Annotated in this window: 17 protein-coding genes; 12 read left to right on the forward strand and 5 right to left on the reverse strand. The window is 70.6% G+C overall.

Annotated features, from left to right (window positions below; translation table 11 throughout):
• Positions 1–246: 246 nt before the first annotated feature.
• Together ACWCRJ_RS02675 and ACWCRJ_RS02680 are read right to left on the reverse strand one after the other, a co-directional pair.
• On the reverse strand, positions 247–1,254 hold the full coding sequence (locus tag ACWCRJ_RS02675) for an aldo/keto reductase (protein ID WP_450937526.1): 1,008 nt from the start codon (positions 1,252–1,254) through the stop codon (positions 247–249).
• A 68-nt stretch (positions 1,255–1,322) separates the two neighbouring features.
• Positions 1,323–1,649 carry a nuclear transport factor 2 family protein gene (locus tag ACWCRJ_RS02680; RefSeq protein WP_450937527.1) on the reverse strand — a complete coding sequence of 109 codons (327 nt, stop codon included), beginning with the start codon at positions 1,647–1,649 and terminating at the stop codon, positions 1,323–1,325.
• A gap of 212 nt (positions 1,650–1,861) precedes the next feature.
• Here ACWCRJ_RS02680 and ACWCRJ_RS02685 point away from each other — a divergent pair, with 212 nt between their 5' ends.
• From ACWCRJ_RS02685 to ACWCRJ_RS02710, 6 genes are all read left to right on the forward strand, one after another.
• A complete protein-coding gene (locus ACWCRJ_RS02685) occupies positions 1,862–2,407 on the forward strand; it encodes a DoxX family membrane protein (protein ID WP_046919283.1) in 546 nt (181 codons plus the stop codon).
• A 50-nt stretch (positions 2,408–2,457) separates the two neighbouring features.
• Entirely contained in the window at positions 2,458–2,835 is a 378-nt protein-coding gene (locus ACWCRJ_RS02690) for a MazG-like family protein (RefSeq protein WP_450937528.1), read from the forward strand.
• Positions 2,828–3,376 carry a hypothetical protein gene (locus ACWCRJ_RS02695; protein ID WP_450937529.1) on the forward strand — a complete coding sequence of 183 codons (549 nt, stop codon included), beginning with the start codon at positions 2,828–2,830 and terminating at the stop codon, positions 3,374–3,376. The genes ACWCRJ_RS02690 and ACWCRJ_RS02695 overlap by 8 nt, the downstream gene beginning before the upstream one ends.
• 165 nt (positions 3,377–3,541) lie before the next feature.
• Complete coding sequence (locus tag ACWCRJ_RS02700; RefSeq protein WP_450937530.1) at positions 3,542–5,752, forward strand: MMPL family transporter; 2,211 nt, start codon at positions 3,542–3,544, stop codon at positions 5,750–5,752.
• 115 nt (positions 5,753–5,867) lie between these two features.
• Positions 5,868–7,136 carry a sensor histidine kinase gene (locus ACWCRJ_RS02705; protein WP_450937531.1) on the forward strand — a complete coding sequence of 423 codons (1,269 nt, stop codon included), beginning with the start codon at positions 5,868–5,870 and terminating at the stop codon, positions 7,134–7,136.
• 9 nt (positions 7,137–7,145) lie between these two features.
• The gene (locus ACWCRJ_RS02710; RefSeq protein WP_450937532.1) at positions 7,146–7,823 is read left to right on the forward strand and encodes a response regulator transcription factor; all 678 of its coding nucleotides are present in this window, start codon (positions 7,146–7,148) and stop codon (positions 7,821–7,823) included.
• A 98-nt stretch (positions 7,824–7,921) separates the two neighbouring features.
• Here ACWCRJ_RS02710 and ACWCRJ_RS02715 read toward each other — a convergent pair whose 3' ends face one another.
• Together ACWCRJ_RS02715 and ACWCRJ_RS02720 are read right to left on the reverse strand one after the other, a co-directional pair.
• Entirely contained in the window at positions 7,922–9,370 is a 1,449-nt protein-coding gene (locus tag ACWCRJ_RS02715; RefSeq protein ID WP_450937533.1) for a family 43 glycosylhydrolase, read from the reverse strand.
• A gap of 22 nt (positions 9,371–9,392) precedes the next feature.
• Positions 9,393–10,919: a family 43 glycosylhydrolase gene (locus tag ACWCRJ_RS02720; protein WP_450937534.1), complete on the reverse strand. Its 1,527-nt coding sequence runs from the start codon at positions 10,917–10,919 to the stop codon at positions 9,393–9,395.
• A gap of 427 nt (positions 10,920–11,346) precedes the next feature.
• Between ACWCRJ_RS02720 and ACWCRJ_RS02725 the strand changes: the two genes are divergently transcribed.
• Positions 11,347–12,216, forward strand: a complete 870-nt coding sequence (locus tag ACWCRJ_RS02725) for an LLM class F420-dependent oxidoreductase (RefSeq protein ID WP_450937535.1) — start codon at positions 11,347–11,349, stop codon at positions 12,214–12,216.
• 3 nt (positions 12,217–12,219) lie between these two features.
• Positions 12,220–12,645, forward strand: coding sequence for a VOC family protein (locus ACWCRJ_RS02730; RefSeq protein ID WP_450937536.1), 426 nt, complete (start codon positions 12,220–12,222; stop codon positions 12,643–12,645).
• A gap of 168 nt (positions 12,646–12,813) precedes the next feature.
• Here the strand turns inward: ACWCRJ_RS02730 and ACWCRJ_RS02735 are convergent, their stop codons facing one another.
• Positions 12,814–14,064, reverse strand: coding sequence for a TolB family protein (locus ACWCRJ_RS02735; RefSeq protein WP_450937537.1), 1,251 nt, complete (start codon positions 14,062–14,064; stop codon positions 12,814–12,816).
• Between the two features lie 149 nt (positions 14,065–14,213).
• On the opposite strand from ACWCRJ_RS02735, the gene ACWCRJ_RS02740 reads away from it, so the two are divergent.
• The 4 genes from ACWCRJ_RS02740 (at position 14,214) to ACWCRJ_RS02755 (ending at position 18,113) form a co-directional block, all read left to right on the forward strand.
• Positions 14,214–14,870 (forward strand): maleylpyruvate isomerase N-terminal domain-containing protein, encoded by a 657-nt coding sequence (locus ACWCRJ_RS02740; RefSeq protein WP_450937538.1) that lies wholly within the window; start codon positions 14,214–14,216, stop codon positions 14,868–14,870.
• 168 nt (positions 14,871–15,038) lie between these two features.
• Positions 15,039–16,532 (forward strand): serine/threonine-protein kinase, encoded by a 1,494-nt coding sequence (locus ACWCRJ_RS02745; RefSeq protein ID WP_450937539.1) that lies wholly within the window; start codon positions 15,039–15,041, stop codon positions 16,530–16,532.
• A 297-nt stretch (positions 16,533–16,829) separates the two neighbouring features.
• Entirely contained in the window at positions 16,830–17,561 is a 732-nt protein-coding gene (locus ACWCRJ_RS02750) for a hypothetical protein (protein ID WP_450937540.1), read from the forward strand.
• A 423-nt stretch (positions 17,562–17,984) separates the two neighbouring features.
• A complete protein-coding gene (locus tag ACWCRJ_RS02755) occupies positions 17,985–18,113 on the forward strand; it encodes a DUF6408 family protein (protein WP_450937541.1) in 129 nt (42 codons plus the stop codon).
• The last annotated feature ends 30 nt before the right edge of the window (positions 18,114–18,143 follow it).

Genomic DNA, 18,143 nt, shown 5'->3' on the forward strand with positions numbered 1-18,143 from the left:
CTTCCATGACCAACCCGAGGGGGGTGGTGGCAGCCGTTCCCAGCTCCGGAAGGGGGCGGACCTCGCGTGGGACCGCGAGGTGAGCACCGGAGCGGAACGGCTGCCCACCGACGTGCCCACCGACGTTTCCTCAGGACAAGGTCGCTCCCTGGCCGCCGTAGGGGCCTTTCGCCGTCGCAGGGGCCTTTCGCCGTCGCAGGGGCCTTTCGCCGTCGTACGGGCCGTTCTCGCCGTCGTACAGGCCGTTCAGCGACCCAGGATCATGTCTATCTCGGCCATCTGCTCCGCGGTGAGCGGTCCCCCGGCGAGGGCGCCCGCGTTCTCCTCCGCCTGGGCGACCGAGCGGAACCCGGGGATGGGCACGGTCCGCGGGCTGCGGGCCCAGATCCAGGCGAGGGCGCCCTGCGCGAGCGTACGGCCCCCGGTGGTGAGGATCTCGCGCAGCGCCTCGACCCGGCTGACCCACTGCGGGTCGGCGCCGCCGTCGACGGTGAAGCCCGGCAGCCACTCGGGCGGGGTGCTGCGGATGTCGCCGGCCGCCAGCGTGCGCCCCGGGGTGTGCTTCCCGGTCAGCAGCCCCATGGCGAGGGGGCTGCGGTTGATGCTCGCCAGCCCGGACTCCTCGCACAGCGCGAGGAGTCCGGGCGCGTCCTGCAGGACGTTCAGCCGGTGCTGCACGGCCGCGCAGTGCGGCCCCTCGGCGAACACGGCGGCGCGGTCCGGGTCGTCGGTGCTCCACGCGTAGGCCCGGATCAGACCCTCGCGCACGAACTCCTCGCAGGTGTCGCGGAGTCGGGCCGCGCGCTCGGGGTCGGCGTCGGAGAGGTGGAGCTGGTAGAGGTCGACGTGGTCGGTGCCGAGGCGGTCCAGCGAGGCGGTGAGGGCGCGGCGGGCGTGGGCCGGGGTGTCGTCCTGGCCGGTGAGGGTGCGGGTGGCCGCGTCGAAGACGTTGCCCCACTTGGTGGCCACGACGACGTCCGCGCGGCGCTTGCCGAGGGCGCGGCCGAGGACGCGTTCGCTGTGCCCGGTGCCGTACGCGTCGGCCGTGTCGAAGAAGGTGACGCCGAGGTCGAGGGCGCGGTGGACCGCCCGTACGGACTCCTCGTCGTCCACCTTCCCCCAGCCGAGCGGCTGTCCGTCGGCGGCCTGCCACTCGCCGCCGATCGCCCAGCAGCCGAAGCCGAGGGCGCTGACCTGGATGCCGCTGCGGCCGAGGGTGCGGGTGTACGGGTCGGTGTGCGTGTTCGTCTCCATGACCACGGACGTTAGGAGTTGGAGCGCACACGAACGCAAGCCCCCCGCCCTCCGGCGCGGGTTCCGCGCTACGCCTGGCCCGTCTCGAAGCGGCTGATGCGGCCGTCCTCCGACACCGTGAAGCGCCATGCGGTACGCATCTCGCCCCAGGTGTCGTTGCGGTAGTTGGCGACCAGGGCACGGCCGCCGGCGGACTCGCGCTGGACCGCCATGTGGCCGTGGGAGGAGAAGATCTCCCGGTCGGTCCAGTCCGTGAGGTCGCGGTCGGAGCCGTCGTCCGACATGGTCGCGTCGTCCGTGAGGAGCGCGAAGAACGCGTTCTGGTCGTGGGCGTTCACCGCGGCGACGAAGGCCCGGACGGCCGGGTCGCTGAGTTTGGCGGGTGCGATCGTCATGGCGGCCAGCCTCACACCGCGGGCGGGGGCACGCCACCGGACGGCGCACGGCGGATCCGACGCCACCCGAACGGGCGCGCGAGCGGGCCGGGCAGGTGTCATCGGTGCGACGGTGGATACGCGGGGGGACGTACGCACGTTCGCGCTGTCGGGTTCTCCGGCCGTACCTCTGCCGGATTCTTCGCCGGTACCTCTGCTGTTCGGGAGTGGTCATGACCTCATTCGACCGACGTGATCTGGGACTGTTGCTGCTCCGGCTGGGCGCGGGCGGTGTACTCGCCGCGCACGGCACGCAGAAGCTGTTCGGCTGGTTCGGCGGCCACGGCATCGAGGGGACCGGCGCGTTCATGGAGTCCGTCGGGTACGCGCCCGGCAAGGCGAGCGCCACCGCCGCCGGGCTGGCCGAGACGGGCGGCGGCGCGCTGCTCGCGCTGGGCCTCGCGACCCCGGCGGCCGGTGCGGCCGCGGCGGGGGCGATGGCCGGCGCGACCGCGATCCACACGCCCAACGGGTTCTTCAACGCCGAGGGCGGCTACGAGTACGCGGCGACCCTGGGCCTGGCCGCCGCCGGCCTCGCGATCACCGGCCCCGGCCGGCTCTCCCTCGACCACGCGCTGCGCCACGTCGTCGACCGGGGCTGGATGGTCCCGGTGGCGCTGGCCGGTACGGCCGCGGTCACGGCGGTGGTCGTGGGCATGCGCACCCAGCGGGTGCGCAAGGAGAAGGAGGGCGAGCAGGAGGCGTTGTTCGAGGAGTGACCTTTCCGGGACGGCCCCTCGCTGTCAGCGGGGCGTGACAGGCTGCGCGCATGAGCGAGCAGCCGCACTCCCCCGACCCCTGCGCGCCCGGCGCGCCCGGCGATCCCGACGACCTCTGGCGCTCCGTCTCCCGTCTGCACGCGTGGCTGGAGGCCGACCAGCCGCACGGCGGCCGGGAGGGCCTGCTGCTGCGGATGCTGAAGCTCCAGGAGGAGGTCGGCGAGGTCGCGCAGGCGGTCATCGGTGTGACGGGGCAGAACCCGCGCAAGGGCACCACCCACACCTGGCAGGACGTCCAGGCGGAACTGTGCGACGTGGTCGTCACCGCCCTGGTCGCCCTGCGCACGCTCACCCCGGACGCCCGCGCGGTCTTCGCGGCCCATCTGGCCGGGGTCACCGAACGTTCGCTGGGCTCCGGCCGTGACTGACGGCGCGTTCTGGATCGCCGCGCTCACCGCCGGCACCGCCGTCCTCGCGAGCTGGGTGACGAGCAGGGGGACCGCGCGGGCGGCGCGCATCCAGGCGGACACCACGGCGGGCGCGCAGCGGGTCGAGCGGCTGCGGCAGGCGCGGCGGACGGCCTACGCGGAGTTCATCGAGCAGGCGCAGCGGCTGAGCGATGTGCACTGGAAGGTGTCCGACGTGGTCCGGGGCGCCGGGGGCGGGGGTGCGGAGGACGGGCTCGGCCCGGAGCGGGTCGAGGAGCTGCGGCGGCTGCGCGAGCGGCAGCGGGACGAGTACGCCACGCTGCGCAACCTCACCTGGGTCGTCTCGCTGGAGGGGCCCGAGGCGGTCGCCGAACTCGCCAACAAGGTCCGGCGGACCACGAATCCGTTCCACAAGGCGATCGAGGCGATGATCGAGGGCGACACCGGGGCGGTCGCCCGCTTCGAGTCCTGCTACGCGCCGTTCTGGGACGCGCTGAAGGAGTTCATCCAGGCTTCCCGCGACATCCTGCACACCATGTAGAGCGGCCCGCGGGCTGCCTCGGTCATACCCCGGGGTGACCCGCGGGCCGTGTCGTACTGCGTTCTGAGTACCGGGGATTGTCGGCAGCCGCACGACGACGGGACAGGCCCCGTGACGGGAGTCTGAGCAGGTACCCGAGACCTCTGACGTGGAGACCTGCGCCTCATGGCAACCTTCCTGTATCGGCTGGGCCGGCTGGCCTTCCGCAAACGCTGGTCCGTCATCCTGTTGTGGGTGGCGGTACTGGGCGCCGTCGGTGTCGGCGCCCTCAAGGCCCCCGGAGCCTCCGACGAGGAGTTCTCCATGCCGGGCATCGAGTCCCAGAAGGCGTTCGACCTGCTGGAGCAGCGCTTCCCGGGCGTCACGGCGGACGGCGCCACCGCCCGGGTCGTGTTCGTCGCCCCGAACGGCGAGAAGGTCACCGCCACCGAGAACAAGAAGGCCGTCGAGGAGACCGTCGCCGATCTGGCGGACGGCTCGCAGGTGGCGAGCGCCGTCGACCCGTTCCAGGCCCGGGCGGTCAGTCAGGACGGTTCGACGGCGTACGCGACCGTCACCTACAAGGTCTCGGCGGCCGACCTCACCGACGCCAGCAGGACCCACCTGGAGGACGCGCTCCACCGGGCCCAGGAGTCCGGGCTCACCGTCGAGGCCGGCGGGACCGCCGTGGACGAGCAGGGCGGTCCGGGCGGGACGGCCGAGGTGATCGGTGTCGCCCTCGCCGCCGTCGTCCTGCTGGTCACCTTCGGGTCGCTGGCCGCCGCCGGGCTGCCGCTGCTGACCGCGCTCGTCGGTGTCGGCCTCAGCATGGCCACGATCCTGGTCCTGTCGGAGGCCTTCGGTCTGTCGACGACGACCGGCACGCTCGCGATGATGCTGGGCCTCGCGGTGGGCATCGACTACGCCCTGTTCGTCGTCTCCCGCTACCGCGAGGAACGCGCCGGGGGCCGTACGCCCCAGGAGGCGACCGCGCTGGCCACCGGCACGGCCGGCTCGGCGGTGGTGTTCGCCGGGCTCACCGTCGTCATCGCGCTGGCCGGACTGACCGTGGTCGGCATCCCCATGCTGACGAAGATGGGGCTGGCCGCCGCGGGCGCGGTCGTCGTCGCCGTACTGATCGCGCTGACCCTGGTGCCGGCCGTCCTCGCCTGCTGGCCGAACGCCGTGCTCTCGCGCAAGGCCCGCAGGAGCGGCCGCATCGAGGAGGAGGTCAAGGACAACGGCGGCACCCGCTGGTCGCGGTTCGTGCTGCGCCGCCCGGTGCCGGTGCTGCTCCTGGGGGTCGTCGGTCTCGGCGCCCTCGCTATCCCGATGACCGATCTGCAGCTGGGCATGCCCGGCGACGAGGCCAAGTCGACCTCCACCAGCCAGCGTCGGGCCTACGACGCGCTCGCCGAGGGCTTCGGGCCCGGCTTCAACGGGCCGCTGACGATCGTGGTGGACGCCAAGGGCGCCGACGACGCGAAGGGCGCCGCGGAGGCGGTCGCCAAGGAGATCGGGGCCACCGAGGGGATCGTGTCCGTCTCCCCCGCACGCTTCAACGAGGCCGGCGACACCGCCGTCTTCTCGGCGGTGCCCGCCACCGCGCCGACCGACGAGAAGACCAAGGACCTGGTGACCGTCATCCGGGACGAGCGCCCGGGGATCGAGTCCGAGACGGGCGCGACGTTCGAGGTCACCGGCACGACCGCGCTGAACATCGACATCTCCGGCAAGGTGCAGTCCGCGCTGGTCCCCTATCTGCTGGTCGTGGTCGGCCTGGCCGTCATCCTGCTGCTGGTGGTCTTCCGCTCCGTACTGGTCCCGCTCAAGGCGGCCGCCGGGTTCCTGCTGTCGGTGCTCGCCTCGCTCGGTGTGGTCGTCCTGGTGTTCCAGCAGGGCCACGGCGCGGACCTGCTGGGCGTGGAGCATACCGGCCCGATCATGAGCCTGATGCCGATCTTCCTGGTGGGCATCGTGTTCGGTCTCGCCATGGACTACGAGGTGTTCCTCGTCTCGCGGATGCGGGAGGCGTACGTCCACGGCGACCGGGCCGACGAGGCGATCACCACCGGCTTCCGGCACAGCGCCCGGGTGGTCGTGGCCGCCGCCCTGATCATGATCGCGGTGTTCGCCGGGTTCATCGGCGAGAGCGACTCCATGATCAAGATGATCGGGTTCGGGCTGGCCTCGGCGGTCCTGTTCGACGCCTTCGTCGTCCGGATGGCGATCGTGCCGGCCGTCCTCGCCCTGCTCGGCGACCGTGCCTGGTGGCTGCCGAAGTGGCTGGACCGCGCGCTGCCGCACGTCGACGTGGAGGGCGAGGCCCTCGCCCGCCGGCCCGAGACGGAGGGGGCCCCGGCCGAGACCGCCGAGCCGGCGGTGGCGCGCACCTGATCCGACCGCCCCTCCCCCCACCGGGGGCCGTCCGTGGCGAAGCACACGGTCGGCCCCTCGGGCGTTCCCACTCCACGTCGACCACCATGGTCGCAGGCCACCCACCGGAGTCACGATGAGCATCAGCATGGAACGGCGCTACGCGGACCGTGTGGAGGAGTTCTCCGACCGCCATCCCTTCCTCGTCGATCTGGTGCTGTCGATCACGCTCATGGGCTGCGCGACCCTCGGCAGCGCGCTCACCCTGCCCGGCGCCCGGCCGCCGGACCAGGACAAGTTCGGTGTCGCCCTCATGGGCGTGTCCTGTCTCGCCCTGCTCAAGCACCGCGCGCATCCGCGCTTCGCCCTCGCCGTGACCGTCGTCTGCACGATCATCGCGGTGGGGATGGGCTATCTGCTGACCCCCCTGCTGCTGGCGCCGCTGATGGCGGCGCTGTACTGGCTGGCCGCGCTCACCGGCCGCAGGACCACCCGCGTCCACGGCTGCACCGTCATCGCGGCGGTGACGGTCGCGGCGGTGTTCTCCGACTCCATGGACGAGCTCTCGCTGGTGCTGCGCACGGTCGGCCCCGCCTTCTGGCTGCTGCTGCCGCTCGCCGCCGGCCGGGGGACGCAGGTGCGCCGCGCCTACCTGAAGTCGGTGCAGGCCCGTGCCGAGCACGCCGAGCGCACCCGGGAGGAGGAGGCCCGCCTCAGGGTCGCCGAGGAAAGGATGCGTATCGCCCGCGATCTGCACGACGTGGTCGCCCACCATCTGGCCCTGGCCAACGCCCAGGCGGGCACCGCCGCGCACCTCACCCGCGCCGACCCCGACCAGGCCCACCGCATCCTCACCGACCTGACCACCACCACCTCCTCGGCCCTGCGCGAGCTGAAGTCCACCGTCGGCGTGCTGCGCCGGCCCGACGACCCCGAGGCACCGCTCGCGCCCAGCCCCGGGCTCGCCCAGCTCCCGGAGCTGATGGCCGCGTACGAGCCCGCCGGCCTCACGGTCACCGTCGACACCGAAGGCGCTCCGGGGCCGCTCGACCCCGGTGTGGACCTGACGGCGTACCGGATCGTGCAGGAGGCCCTCACCAACGTCAGCAAGCACGCCGCGGTGGACGCGGCCCGCATCCGTCTCGCGTACGAGGAGACCCACCTGACGATCACGGTCACCGACGACGGCGTGGCCGGCCCCGGCGGCTCTCCCGAACCCGGCCGGGGCTTCGGGCTCATCGGCATGCGCGAGCGCGCCCAGTCCGTCGGCGGCTGTCTCAGCGCCGGCCGCCGCCCCGGGGGCGGGTTCGAGGTGACCACCGACCTCCCGCTGCGCCCCCGCACCCGGACCCGCCCCGCCGCCCCCGAACCGGACGCGGAAGCGGCCCACGACCAGCGGAAGTAGAACAGCACCATGACCATTCGTGTCCTGCTCGCCGACGACCAGGCCCTGCTGCGGGCCACGTTCCGGATCCTCATCGACTCCTGCGCGGACATGGAGGTGGTCGCCGAGGCCACCGACGGCCGGGAGGCGGTGGAGCTCGTCCGCGTCCACCGCCCCGACGTGGTCCTGATGGACATCCGGATGCCCGGCACCGACGGGCTCGCCGCCACGGCCGTGATCTGCGCCGAGGAGGAGCTGGCCGACACCCGCGTACTGATCCTCACAACCTTCGAGATCGACGAGTACGTGGCCCAGGCGCTGCGCTCCGGTGCCAGCGGCTTCCTCGGCAAGGACGTCACCGCCGACGCGCTCCTGGACGGCATCCGCACGGTGGCCGCCGGCGACACCCTTCTCTCCCCCGCCGCCACCCGCACCCTCATCACCCGCTTCCTCGCCGCCCCCGCCTCCGGCGGCCACCTCACCACCCCCGACCGGCTGACCACGCTCACCACCCGCGAACGCGAGGTCATGTCCCTGGCCGCCGAGGGCCGCTCCAACGACGAGATCGCGGAGAAGCTGTACGTCAGCCCCCTGACGGTACGGACCCATGTGCACCGGGCGATGACGAAGCTGGGGGCGAGGGACAGGGCCCAGCTGGTGGTGATGGCGTACCAGTCGGGGCTGGTGCGGGTGCCACCGCCGGAGTAGTGCACCGGGCGCCCCGGCAGAACGGCTGCGCGCCGCCCCTGAGGGGCGGCGCGCAGGTGCTTTCGTCGGACGACCCGGCCTGGACCCGGCCTGTGGACCTACTGCTTGTAGAAGGTCGCGTCCTGCCGGTCGAGGGTCGTGCTGACCGGCTGGGTGTAGAGCAGGTTGTTGAAGTGCCGGATGTACCGGCCGGGGAAGTTGTACGACTCGTACGAGACGCCGTCCGCGGTGTCGGCGAGACCGGCCCGCTGGTTGAACGAGGCGTCCGCGTCGAACAGGGCGGTGCCGTCGTCCTTCTCCACCCACACCTCGTTGTTCTTGTGGCGGAGGTAGTAGCCGGGGAAGTTCGCCGACTCCAGCGAGACCGTGCCGCTGCCCGTCAGACCGGTGACGATCCGGAACTGCGAGTCGGCCAGGTTGGTGACGTTGGCCTCCAGCTTGCCGCGGTACTCCCAGTGCCGGATGTACTTGTCCGGGTAGTTGAACGAGGAGAGCCGGACCGGGGTCGTGCCGTCCGCGACGGGGATGCCGAAGTTGGGCGTGCCGTCGGCGTTCCAGTACAGCTTCTGGTAGCGGGTGCGGCGGTTGGGGTCGTTGAGCGGGTCGCCGCTGATGTCCTTGTAGTTGCGGTCGTGGTAGACGAGGATGTCGGACTTTCCGTCCTCGGACGTGGTGAAGGTGTTGTGGCCGGGGCCGTACTGGCCGGTGGCGGCGTTGCTCTTGAAGACCGGGGTGGGGGTCTTGACCCAGGAGGCCGGGTTCATCAGGTCGGCCGAGTCGGAGGCGGTCAGCAGGCCGAGGCAGTAGTTGGCGTCGGTGGCGGCGGCCGAGAAGGTCATGAAGACCTTGCCGCCCCGCTGGATGACCGCCGGGCCCTCGTTGACGGTGTGGCCGACCTTCTCCCAGGCGTTGGTGGGCCGGGAGATCATGGCCGGGCTGCCTTGGATCGTCCAGGGGTTGGACATCTTCGCCAGGTAGATGTTGGTGCCGTCGCCGACCGCCGGGTCGTTCTGCGCCCAGCTCAGGTAGCGGGTGCCGCCGACGGTGAAGGTCGTCGCGTCGAGCGAGAAGGTGTCGAGCGGCAGGGAGATGCGGCCCTTCTCCGTCCAGGTGCCGGTGATCGGGTTGGCGGCGCTGGTCTCCAGGACGTACGGGCGGATCTTCCAGATGTCGTTGGAGGAGCCGGCCGTGAAGTAGATGTACCACTTGCCGTCGATGAAGTGGATCTCCGGGGCCCAGATGTGGGCGCCCATCTCACCGCTGGCGTGCTTGGTCCAGATGGTGGTCTCCGCGGCCGTGGCGAGGCCCTGGAGGGTGGTGGCCCGGCGCATGACGATCTTGTCGTACGCGGGGACGGTGGCCGTGAAGTAGTAGTAGCCGTCGGTGTGCTTGAAGATGTGCGGGTCGGCCCGCTGCTCGGCTATCGGGTTGGTGAAGGTGACGGCCGGGGACGCCGGGGCGGCCGCCTGGGCGGGGGTGGTCATGGTGGTGAAGACGGCGAGCGCGGCCGCCGCGGCCACGACGGCCCGTCTGGTGAGGTGTCTCATGTTCTGTCTGGGCCTTTCGGGATCAGGCGGTGGTGGGGACGAGGCGCCACTGCTGGCAGTTGTTGTTCAGCCAGGACCACTGGCGTACGTCGGTGCCGTTGGCGGTGCCGCAGTCGGCGACGTCCATGACCTTGCCGGTGGCGGCGTTGACGATCCGGACGTAGTCGTTGCCGAGGTAGACCATGCGGAACTTCTGGCAGGTGTTGTTCAGCCAGGACCACTGCCGGATGTCGGTGCCGTCGGCGCTCGCGCAGTCGGTGACGTCGGCGACCTTGCCGGTGGCGACGTTCACCAGGCGGCTGGTGTCGTCGGCGCGGTCGTCGATCCGCCACTTCTGGTTGGCCCCGCCGTTGCAGGTCCACTGGGCGATGTTGGTGCCGTCGGCCGTGCCGCCGCCGGTGACGTCCAGGCACTTGCCGCTGTTGCGGTTGACGATGGTGTACGCGGTCGGCGTCGTCGCGGTCTCGCCGGAGGGGCCGGCGATGGTCGCGCCGAGGGCGACGGGGGTGCCGAAGTTCGGGGTGCCGTCCGCGTTCCAGGTGAACTTCTGGGCGCGGGTCGTCCGGCCGTTGTCGCAGCCGTCGCCCGCCGCGTCGTTGGCGTGGTAGACGATCCAGTTCTCGGTGCCGTCGGGCGAGGTGAAGAACCCGTTGTGGCCGGGCGCGTACACGCTGTTGGCGTCACTGCGCTGGAAGACCGGGGTCTGCTTCTTCGTCCAGGAGGAGGCGAGCAGCGGGTCGGAGCCGGTCAGCTCCAGCTGGCCGAGCTTGTAGTCGGGGCCCCAGCAGGCGCTCGCGGAGTAGACGAGGAAGGTGCGCCCGTTGCGGTAGAGGGGCTCGGGTCCCTCGTTGACCTCACCGCTCTGCGTCTCCCAGCTCAGGGTCGGGCTGGAGATGACGGTGAAGGTGGTGGAGGCGAGGGTGTAGGGGTTGCTGAGCGGCGCGATGACGAGGCTCTGCTTGCTGCCGCCGGCCGACCCGCTGCCGAGCAGGTACAGCTTGTCGTTGTACTTGAGCACGCTGGCGTCGATCAGCCAGCCGCCCGGGTTGAGGTTGGACCCGGCGAGCTGGTTCTTGAAGGTGTACGGCCCCATGGGGTCGGACCCGGCGCTCTCCAGCACGTAGGTGCGCTGGTCGTCGCAGCAGGCGGAGTTGCGCGGCCCGGCGGAGTAGTACAGGTACCACTTGCCGTCGAAGAAGTGGATCTCCGGGGCCCACATGTTCCAGTTGCGGGTACTCGTGGTGTCCGACCACACCTGCACACTGGGCGCGGTGCTCAGCCCGGCCAGCGTGGGCGACTTCCGCATGGTCAGCTCACCGGTGAACGAGGTCGTCACCAGGTAGTAGTTGCCGTTGTAGTACTCCAGCCACGGGTCGGCGCCCTTCTGCGACTTGACCGGGTTGGTGTACGGCTTGCCGTCGGCCGCGGCGGCGGGGGACGCCGGCTGGACGGCCAGGAGGGACGCGAAAAGGGCCAGCAGCGCGGCCGCCGACAGCAGACTGCGGCGGAGCGTCGACCAGCGACGGGCGCGGGTGCGGGTGCGGAACACGACATGTCCCTTCCGGGAGAGCGGCTCGTTGCCGGGCTTCCTGACCTGCCCGGAGTGTTCGATATTGCGAACACTGTGCGTAACTTCGGCCAGAAGGTAAGCGTGGGGCGAGAGTGACGTCAATGGATGTGACAGATTTTCTGTCCACTTGTCTGTCCCACTTGCCTGTCCATCGCCTGTCCACTTGCCTGCCCCCTCTTCCGTCCCCTCGTCCGTCCCCTCGTCCGCCCCTTCGCCTGGCCCCTCGCCTGCCCCTTCGCCTGGCCCCTTGTCCGTCCGCTTCGCTGTCCGCGCCCCTGTCCGCGTCCCTGTACGCTCGCGCGCCGCGCGGGATGTCGGGTCGCCCTGTGTCGCCCGCCGCCGCCCCGTGCCGCCGCGTGCCGTCCCGTCCGGAATAGATTCGCGAAGCGGGTGGGTTGCCGTTTGCATGGTGAAACCGACGAGCACGGCACAGGTGGGACGGTACGGCGTCTGGAGCGCCGGACTGCGAACGGAGGACCCGGCCCGTAGAGGCGAACTCTCCGACGCAGCGGCGGAGTTGGAGGCACTGGGCTTCGGCGCGATCTGGCTCGGCGGCAGCACGGGCGTCCAGCACGCCGTCCCCCCGGTCGAGGCCACGTCGCACATCACCGTCGCCACCGGCATCCAGAGCATCTGGCAGCACGAGGCCGCCGACACGGCCGTACGCTTCGCCGAGCTGGAGGCCGCCCACCCCGGCCGCTTCCTCCTCGGCCTCGGCGTGAGCCACGCGAAGCTCGCGGAGCAGTACCGGCGCCCGTACGCGGCCATGGTCACCTACCTGGACGCCCTGGACGCGGCGGGGGTGCCCGCCGACCGCCGGGTCCTGGCCGCGCTCGGCCCGAGGATGCTCCGCCTCTCCCGCGACCGCGCGGCCGGCTCCCACCCGTATCTGGTGACCCCGGAGCACACCGCGGAGGCCCGCGAGGCGCTGGGCGAGGGCCCGCTCCTGGCCCCCGAGCTGAAGGTGATCCTGGAGACCGACGCCGACCGCGCCCGTTCCACCGCCCGCGCCCACCTCGCCTTCTACCTGACCCTCCCGAACTACACCAACACCTTCCTCCGCCTCGGCTTCACCGAGTCCGACCTCGGAGGCGGGGGCAGCGACCCGCTGATCGACGCGGTGTACGCGTGGGGTGCCGACGACCGGATCCGGGCGCGGGTGGACGAGTTCCACGTGGCGGGGGCGGACCATGTGGCGCTGCAGGTGATCGAGGAGGGGGCGGGGGACGTGCTGCCGCGGAAGGCTTGGGGACGGTTGGCGGAGATGATGAACTGAGGCATGGAAACCGACAAAAGGAACAGTCTGGCCAGGGGAAGCGTGGCGACCCGGCTGCCCGCACAGGACCTGGAGCGGGCGAGACGCTTCTACGCGGAGAAGCTGGGCCTGGAGCCCGCGGACGAGCGGCCCGGCGGACTGCTGTACCGGTGCGGGGACACGGAGTTCGCCCTGTTCACGTCGACGGGCGCCTCGCCCGGCACCTTCACGCAGATGGGCTGGCAGGTCGACGACGTGGACGCGGTGGTGGCGGAGCTGCGGCGGCGCGGGGTGGTGTTCGAAGAGGTCGACGCGCCCGGTCTGCGCACGGAGGGCGGCATCGCCGAGATCGACGGGAACTACCCGAGCAAGGGGGCGCGGGGCGAGCGGGCGGCCTGGTTCCGGGACAGTGAGGGGAACCTGCTGGGGGTCGGGGAGCCGGTGGTCTGAGCACGGCCGTGGTGGGGGCGGTGAGGGGTGGGCGGGGGCGGCCCGGTGAGGCCGCCCCCGCCTCTTGGCCGAACCCGGTTCCGATTCCGGTTCCGGCTACGGCTACGGCTACGGCTACGGCTACGGCTACGGCTACGGCTACGGCTACGGCTACGGCAATCAGGGCTCTCAGCGCAGGGTGCGGACGAACACGTCTCCGGTCAGGTTCGTGTCCTCGGGCACGAGGCCGGGATAGTAGGAGTCGAAGACGACCGTGGACTCGTCCGTGCTCAGCGCCGCCTTCCCCACGGTGAGGGGTCTGCCGTCCTGCCCCGGTGACAGCAGCTCCTCCTCGCCCGTGCACGCGTCGCGCAGGATCAGCCCGAGCGAGGTGCGGTTCGCGTCGGCCGTGTTCAGCAGCAGCTTCGAACCGTCCGCCGACAGGTCCGACACCAGCGTGAGATCGGTGAGGGCATGGCCGTCGTACCGCCGGAGGGTGCCGGTGCGCAGGTCGCGGACGAAGGCGTTCCACGATGTGCTGGAGTCCCCGTTGGGATCCGCCCCGGGGACCAGGTTGGTGGCCACTGAGTTGAAGCCGACCTTGGACCCGTCGGCACTCAGCACGGGAGCGATCGCCGACCTGTCGGCCGCCGTGCCGTCATGGGTGGCGTCGGCCTGCACGGTACGTCCGCTCCTGCGGTCGTAGACGAGGATGTCGCCCTGGTCGTCGTCGGACGGCCCGGAGTAGCCCTCCAGATAGGCGACCTTGCGTCCGTCCGCGCTCATCGAGATCTGGTCGCACCGATGAACGTTCTTGGACCCGTCGGAGTCCCGGCTGACCCGCCTCACGGTGTCCGTCTTCCGGTCCAGCAGCATGACCCGGCAGGAGAAGGCTCCGTTCGGATCGACGGCGGGCCGGGCGACGAAGGCGACGTACCGCCCGTCGGCGCTGACCGGCGCGATGCCGTACGACACCTCGTAGCCGTCGCCCATGGCAGGCGCCAGCCGCCGCGTCTCCCCGGTGCTCAGGTCCATGACATGCACGGAGGACGTGGCGGTGGCGGCCGAGTACGAGCCGAAGGTCAAGTACCGCCCGGAATCGGAAAGTTGCGGGGTCGAGGTCGTCTCCCCCGGCACGACGACGCGCCGCAACGGCTCCCCGGGGCCGGTCCGGTAGTACACGCTGTTGCGCACATCCGTGCCGGGCCCCAGATTGGTGGCCGCCGACACGAAGGCGACGACGCGCCCGTCCGCGCTGACGACGGGGTCGGTGGAGTGGCCGTTGCCGCCGGTGGTGCCGTCGGGGGTCACGCTGATCCGCTCGGTTCTCGGCGCGAGCCTTGGTATGTCGTTCCCGCCGTCGGCCTGCGCGGGCCAGACAGGAGTGACAACGGCAGCCACCAGCACGGCGTTCACGAGCACGCGTAAGGACGGTCTCATCAACTCGGCTCCCCCTTCGGCCGGGGACGACCCCAGCCGCCCCCCGCACCCCCGTCGCCCCGGCCCTGCGCACAGGACTCACGAGGATGGTGCAGGCGATGAAAGCGTGCGACCGGCGCGGGGTCAATGCATTGAACTACCTTGCCCGGGTGGACCTTTTCTCTCGTTCCTGGACAGCGTTGCGCACGGCGGTCGCCGACCTCGCGGACGAGGACTTCGAGCGCCCGTCAGGCTGCGCCGGCTGGCTGGTGCGAGACCTCGTCTGCCACCTCGTCATCGACGCGCAGGACGTCCTGATCACCCTGGCGACCCCCGCCGACACCGCCCCCACGGCCGACGCGACGACGTACTGGCACGTCTCGCACAAACCCCCGACCGGCGACGACTCCCTGGCCGCCCTGACGATCCGCCTGGCCGCGGCCTATGAGGACCCCGCGCTCCTCAAGTTCCACCTGTCCGACGTCGGCTCCGCCGCGGGCCGCGCCGCCGAACTGGCGGACCCGGCGGCCCTGGTGAGCACCCAGGACCAGGTCCTCACGGTGGGCGACTACCTCTCGGCGTACGTCCTGGAGTGGACGCTGCACCACCTGGACCTGACGGCCCATGTCGTGGGTGTCCCGGGGCCGCTGCCGGAGGGGCTGGCGCATTCCCGGGCGGCGCTGGAGAGGATCGCGGGGGCGGCTTTTCCAAGGGCGTTCAGTGACGAGAATGTGCTGGTGGTGGCGACGGGAAGGCGGGGGACGACGGAGGGGGAGCTGGCCGAACTGGGATCCCTGGCGCCCAGGTTGCCTTTCGTCCTGGGCTGAGCCTTCCATCCCCTCGCTTCCCGGGCCGGGCAGGCAGGGCCTGGTCCCACGCGACCAGATCTACCAGTTGCGTCGTGTGGGGCGCGATCCCCGCTTCTCAAGCAGGTCCGGCGGAGATCCCTTCGCGGATGTGACACCGATGTGGCATCGATGTGGTTATGTGCAGTCATGGAGGACGAGGAGACGGTTCCGGTCGTCAACGGCAGGTACCGGCGGGAGCGACGCCTGGGGGCGGGCGGCCAGGGGGAAGCCTGGCTGGCGTACGACGTGCACCTGCGTCGCCGAGTGGTACTCAAACAGTGCACGCTTCCTGAGGGAGTATCGGCCGAGGAACGCGAGGTTCTCATAGCACGGGCCGAGCGCGAGGCCCGTGCGGCCGCAAAGCTCAATCATCCGGGCATCGTCACCGTGCACGATCAGTTCTCGGACCGCCACGGGCTGCCCTGGATGGTGATGGAACATGTGGACGGCCGGTCTCTTCGGGAAGTCCTTGAAGGGGGGCCGCTCACCGTCACGGAGGCGGCGCGCATCGGCGAACAGATCGCGACGGCTCTTGCCGCCGCGCACGCGGCCGGAGTAGTTCACCGTGACATCAAGCCGGCCAACATCCTCCTCGCGGACGGCCGGGCGGTGATCGCCGATTTCGGGATCGCCACCATGGCGGGTGAGATCACTCTTACGCCCACAGGAACAGTGATCGGGACGCCGCAGTACATGTCCCCGGAGCAGATACTCGGCGGGTCGACTTCTTCGGCTTCGGACATGTGGTCGCTCGGAGCGACGCTGTACCGCGCAGTGGAGGGGCGTGCTCCGTTTTCCGGTGACTCCTACCCGCAACTGAGCCTGGCGGTCAGCCGCGGCGTTCCGGAGCCCATGCGCACCACTGGCGCCCTGCAGGCCCTGATCGGGCAGCTCATGCGGTTCGAACCGGCTGAGCGCCCTGCGGCAGCCGTCGCTGCGGCCTCGATGAGGGAGGTCGCCGAATGCCTCCCCGCGGCCGGTCCAGGGCCGGCCGACATTGACAACCTGCTCGAACAGGCAACCAAAGAGCGTGACGAGGGCGCCCTCGACCAGGCCGAGGACCACTACCGGTCAGCCCTCGACCTCGCCATCGAGTACCGCGCCAAACGAAAGGAAGGCTGGGCCTGGGACGGCCTCGGTTCCTGTCGCTGGCGAGACGGTGACTCCGAGATGGCGCTGAAGTTCTTCACCCGGGCCGATCGTCTTGCCGACGAGACCGACGACGCACATCTGAAGGCCTGGAGCCTGTACAACTTCGGCGTGTACCGGCGGGCACGCGGTGAACTGGCCTCGGCCAAGGACTTCTTGGAGCGGTCCCTGGCGGTGTCGGAAGCCCATCGGTGCCCAGCAGCCGCAGGCTGGACCCACCATGAGCTGGCCGAGTTGGCACAGCGCGAGGGGAACGCCCGCCAGGAGCGGGAGCACTACGCAGCAGCTCTCCGTGCCGGCCTGGCTTCCGATGACGACGCTCTGACGGGTTGGAGTCTGATTCACGTCGCCAGGTGCGCGGAGGGCCCCGGCGACCTCCCACAGGCAGGCGAGCACTATGCGCGAGCCTTGGAGATCGGCGCCCGAGTTCACGACAAGTGGATGGTTCGGGAGGCCGAGGAGGGACTCGCGCGCATCGCTGCCCCCGGCTGACCGGCAATCACCCATCGTAACGAGACCCGTCGTGACGAGGCGTCGGGTGTCTCCAGGGCGCCCTTACTTCGGGAGAGGGATGCGCTCCTGAGGCGCCGTCACATGTGCTCGTATGCTGCACGGCTGTGGCAGAGCCGCGACTTCCGACTCACCCTGGGAGGTGTGACAGTGGCCTCGCTGTCGACGATGCGCACCGCAACGCTCCGAGTGTCGACGGGTAGGAGCTGTCGGAAAAAGCTCCGTAACTGGCAACCCGGATGGGAGACTTGGGACCTAACGACCCAAGGAGCTCAAGGTATGACAACAGCCGCCCCCGACGGACCGGATCCGGCAGCAGCCGTACGTGGGCAGCGAGCCCTCGCCCTCCTGGACAAGGCGATCGACAGCCAGAGCCTTCTGGTGCGCAAGAACATCGCCCGGGCCCGCCAGCGGAACCCAGAGGCGACACCGGCACAGGTGATCCGCAATCTGGAGCGGATGTACGTCAGCGCCTTGACCGGGACGGGTGCCGCGGTGGGAGGAACTGCGGCCGCGCCCGGCGTCGGTACGGGAGTCGCACTGGCGCTGTCGGCAGGCGAGGCTCTCTCGTCTCTTGAACTGAGCGCCCTCTTCGCGCTTTCGCTCGCCGAAGTCCACGGAGTCCCCATCGACGAGGTCGAGCGCCGCCGAACGATCGTGATGGGAATCATGCTCGGCGGGAGCGGCTCCGCCACCATTACCAAGGTCGCCGAGCGTACGGGGCAACACTGGGGACGTCAGGTTGTCGCCAAGGTGCCAGTCGAGACGTTGCGTCAGATCAACAAGATCTTGGGGAAGAACTTCATCACGAAGTACGGGACCAAGCAGGGAATCATCGTTCTCGGTCGGGTGGCACCGTTCGGTATCGGCGCAGTGATCGGTGGTGGTGCCAACGCTGCGATGGCCACTCTGGCCGTGAGGGCCGGCCGTCGCGCCTTCGGCCCGCCGCCGACGTCGTGGCATGAGCTGACGCACAGCGCACCACCACCGTCCGAGAACTCGCCGGACTGACCCGCACCTCGCGCCACCGCACTCGATCGCGGCACATCCCTGCGCAAAGCCTGGCGGACCGTCCCGTCGAGCTAGCCGACGAGGTGCCGGCCGAGACCCGCAGGACGCAGTTGCGGATACGGCGGACATCAGCGCAGCCCAGGGGGTGCTCGTGGGCAATCGACGTCGTTCCTCCGTCGCCCTCCGTCTGACGCTTGGGCGGAGACACCACGGCGGCCAAAATCGATCTGTGCCAACAAACCCGTGCCTTAACGTGGTTACTCGCTGCGCACCTTCCCGGAGGGTACGTCGGCGGTGTTCGAGGTGCCGCTCTTCGGCAATGAGCAACGAGTGGTCTCCATCGCGTGTCTCACACGGTGTGACTGCGGATGCCCGGTAGGGCGATCCCTGCCATTCCCAGCTCACGCTCAGGAGTGGAATCCGATGAACCCCGTTGAGTACAAGCTTGCACGTCGTGACCGAATTCGTCAGATTTTGGTCGACGTCACGGTGGGAGTCATCACCAATATGATGGTGACGGCCCTCGTCGTGGTAGCGCGCTTGGTCTTCTGACCGGCGGGTGGCGGGCCCGGGAGCGCCCGC

It is taken from the genome of Streptomyces sp. NPDC002324 (genome assembly GCF_053593335.1).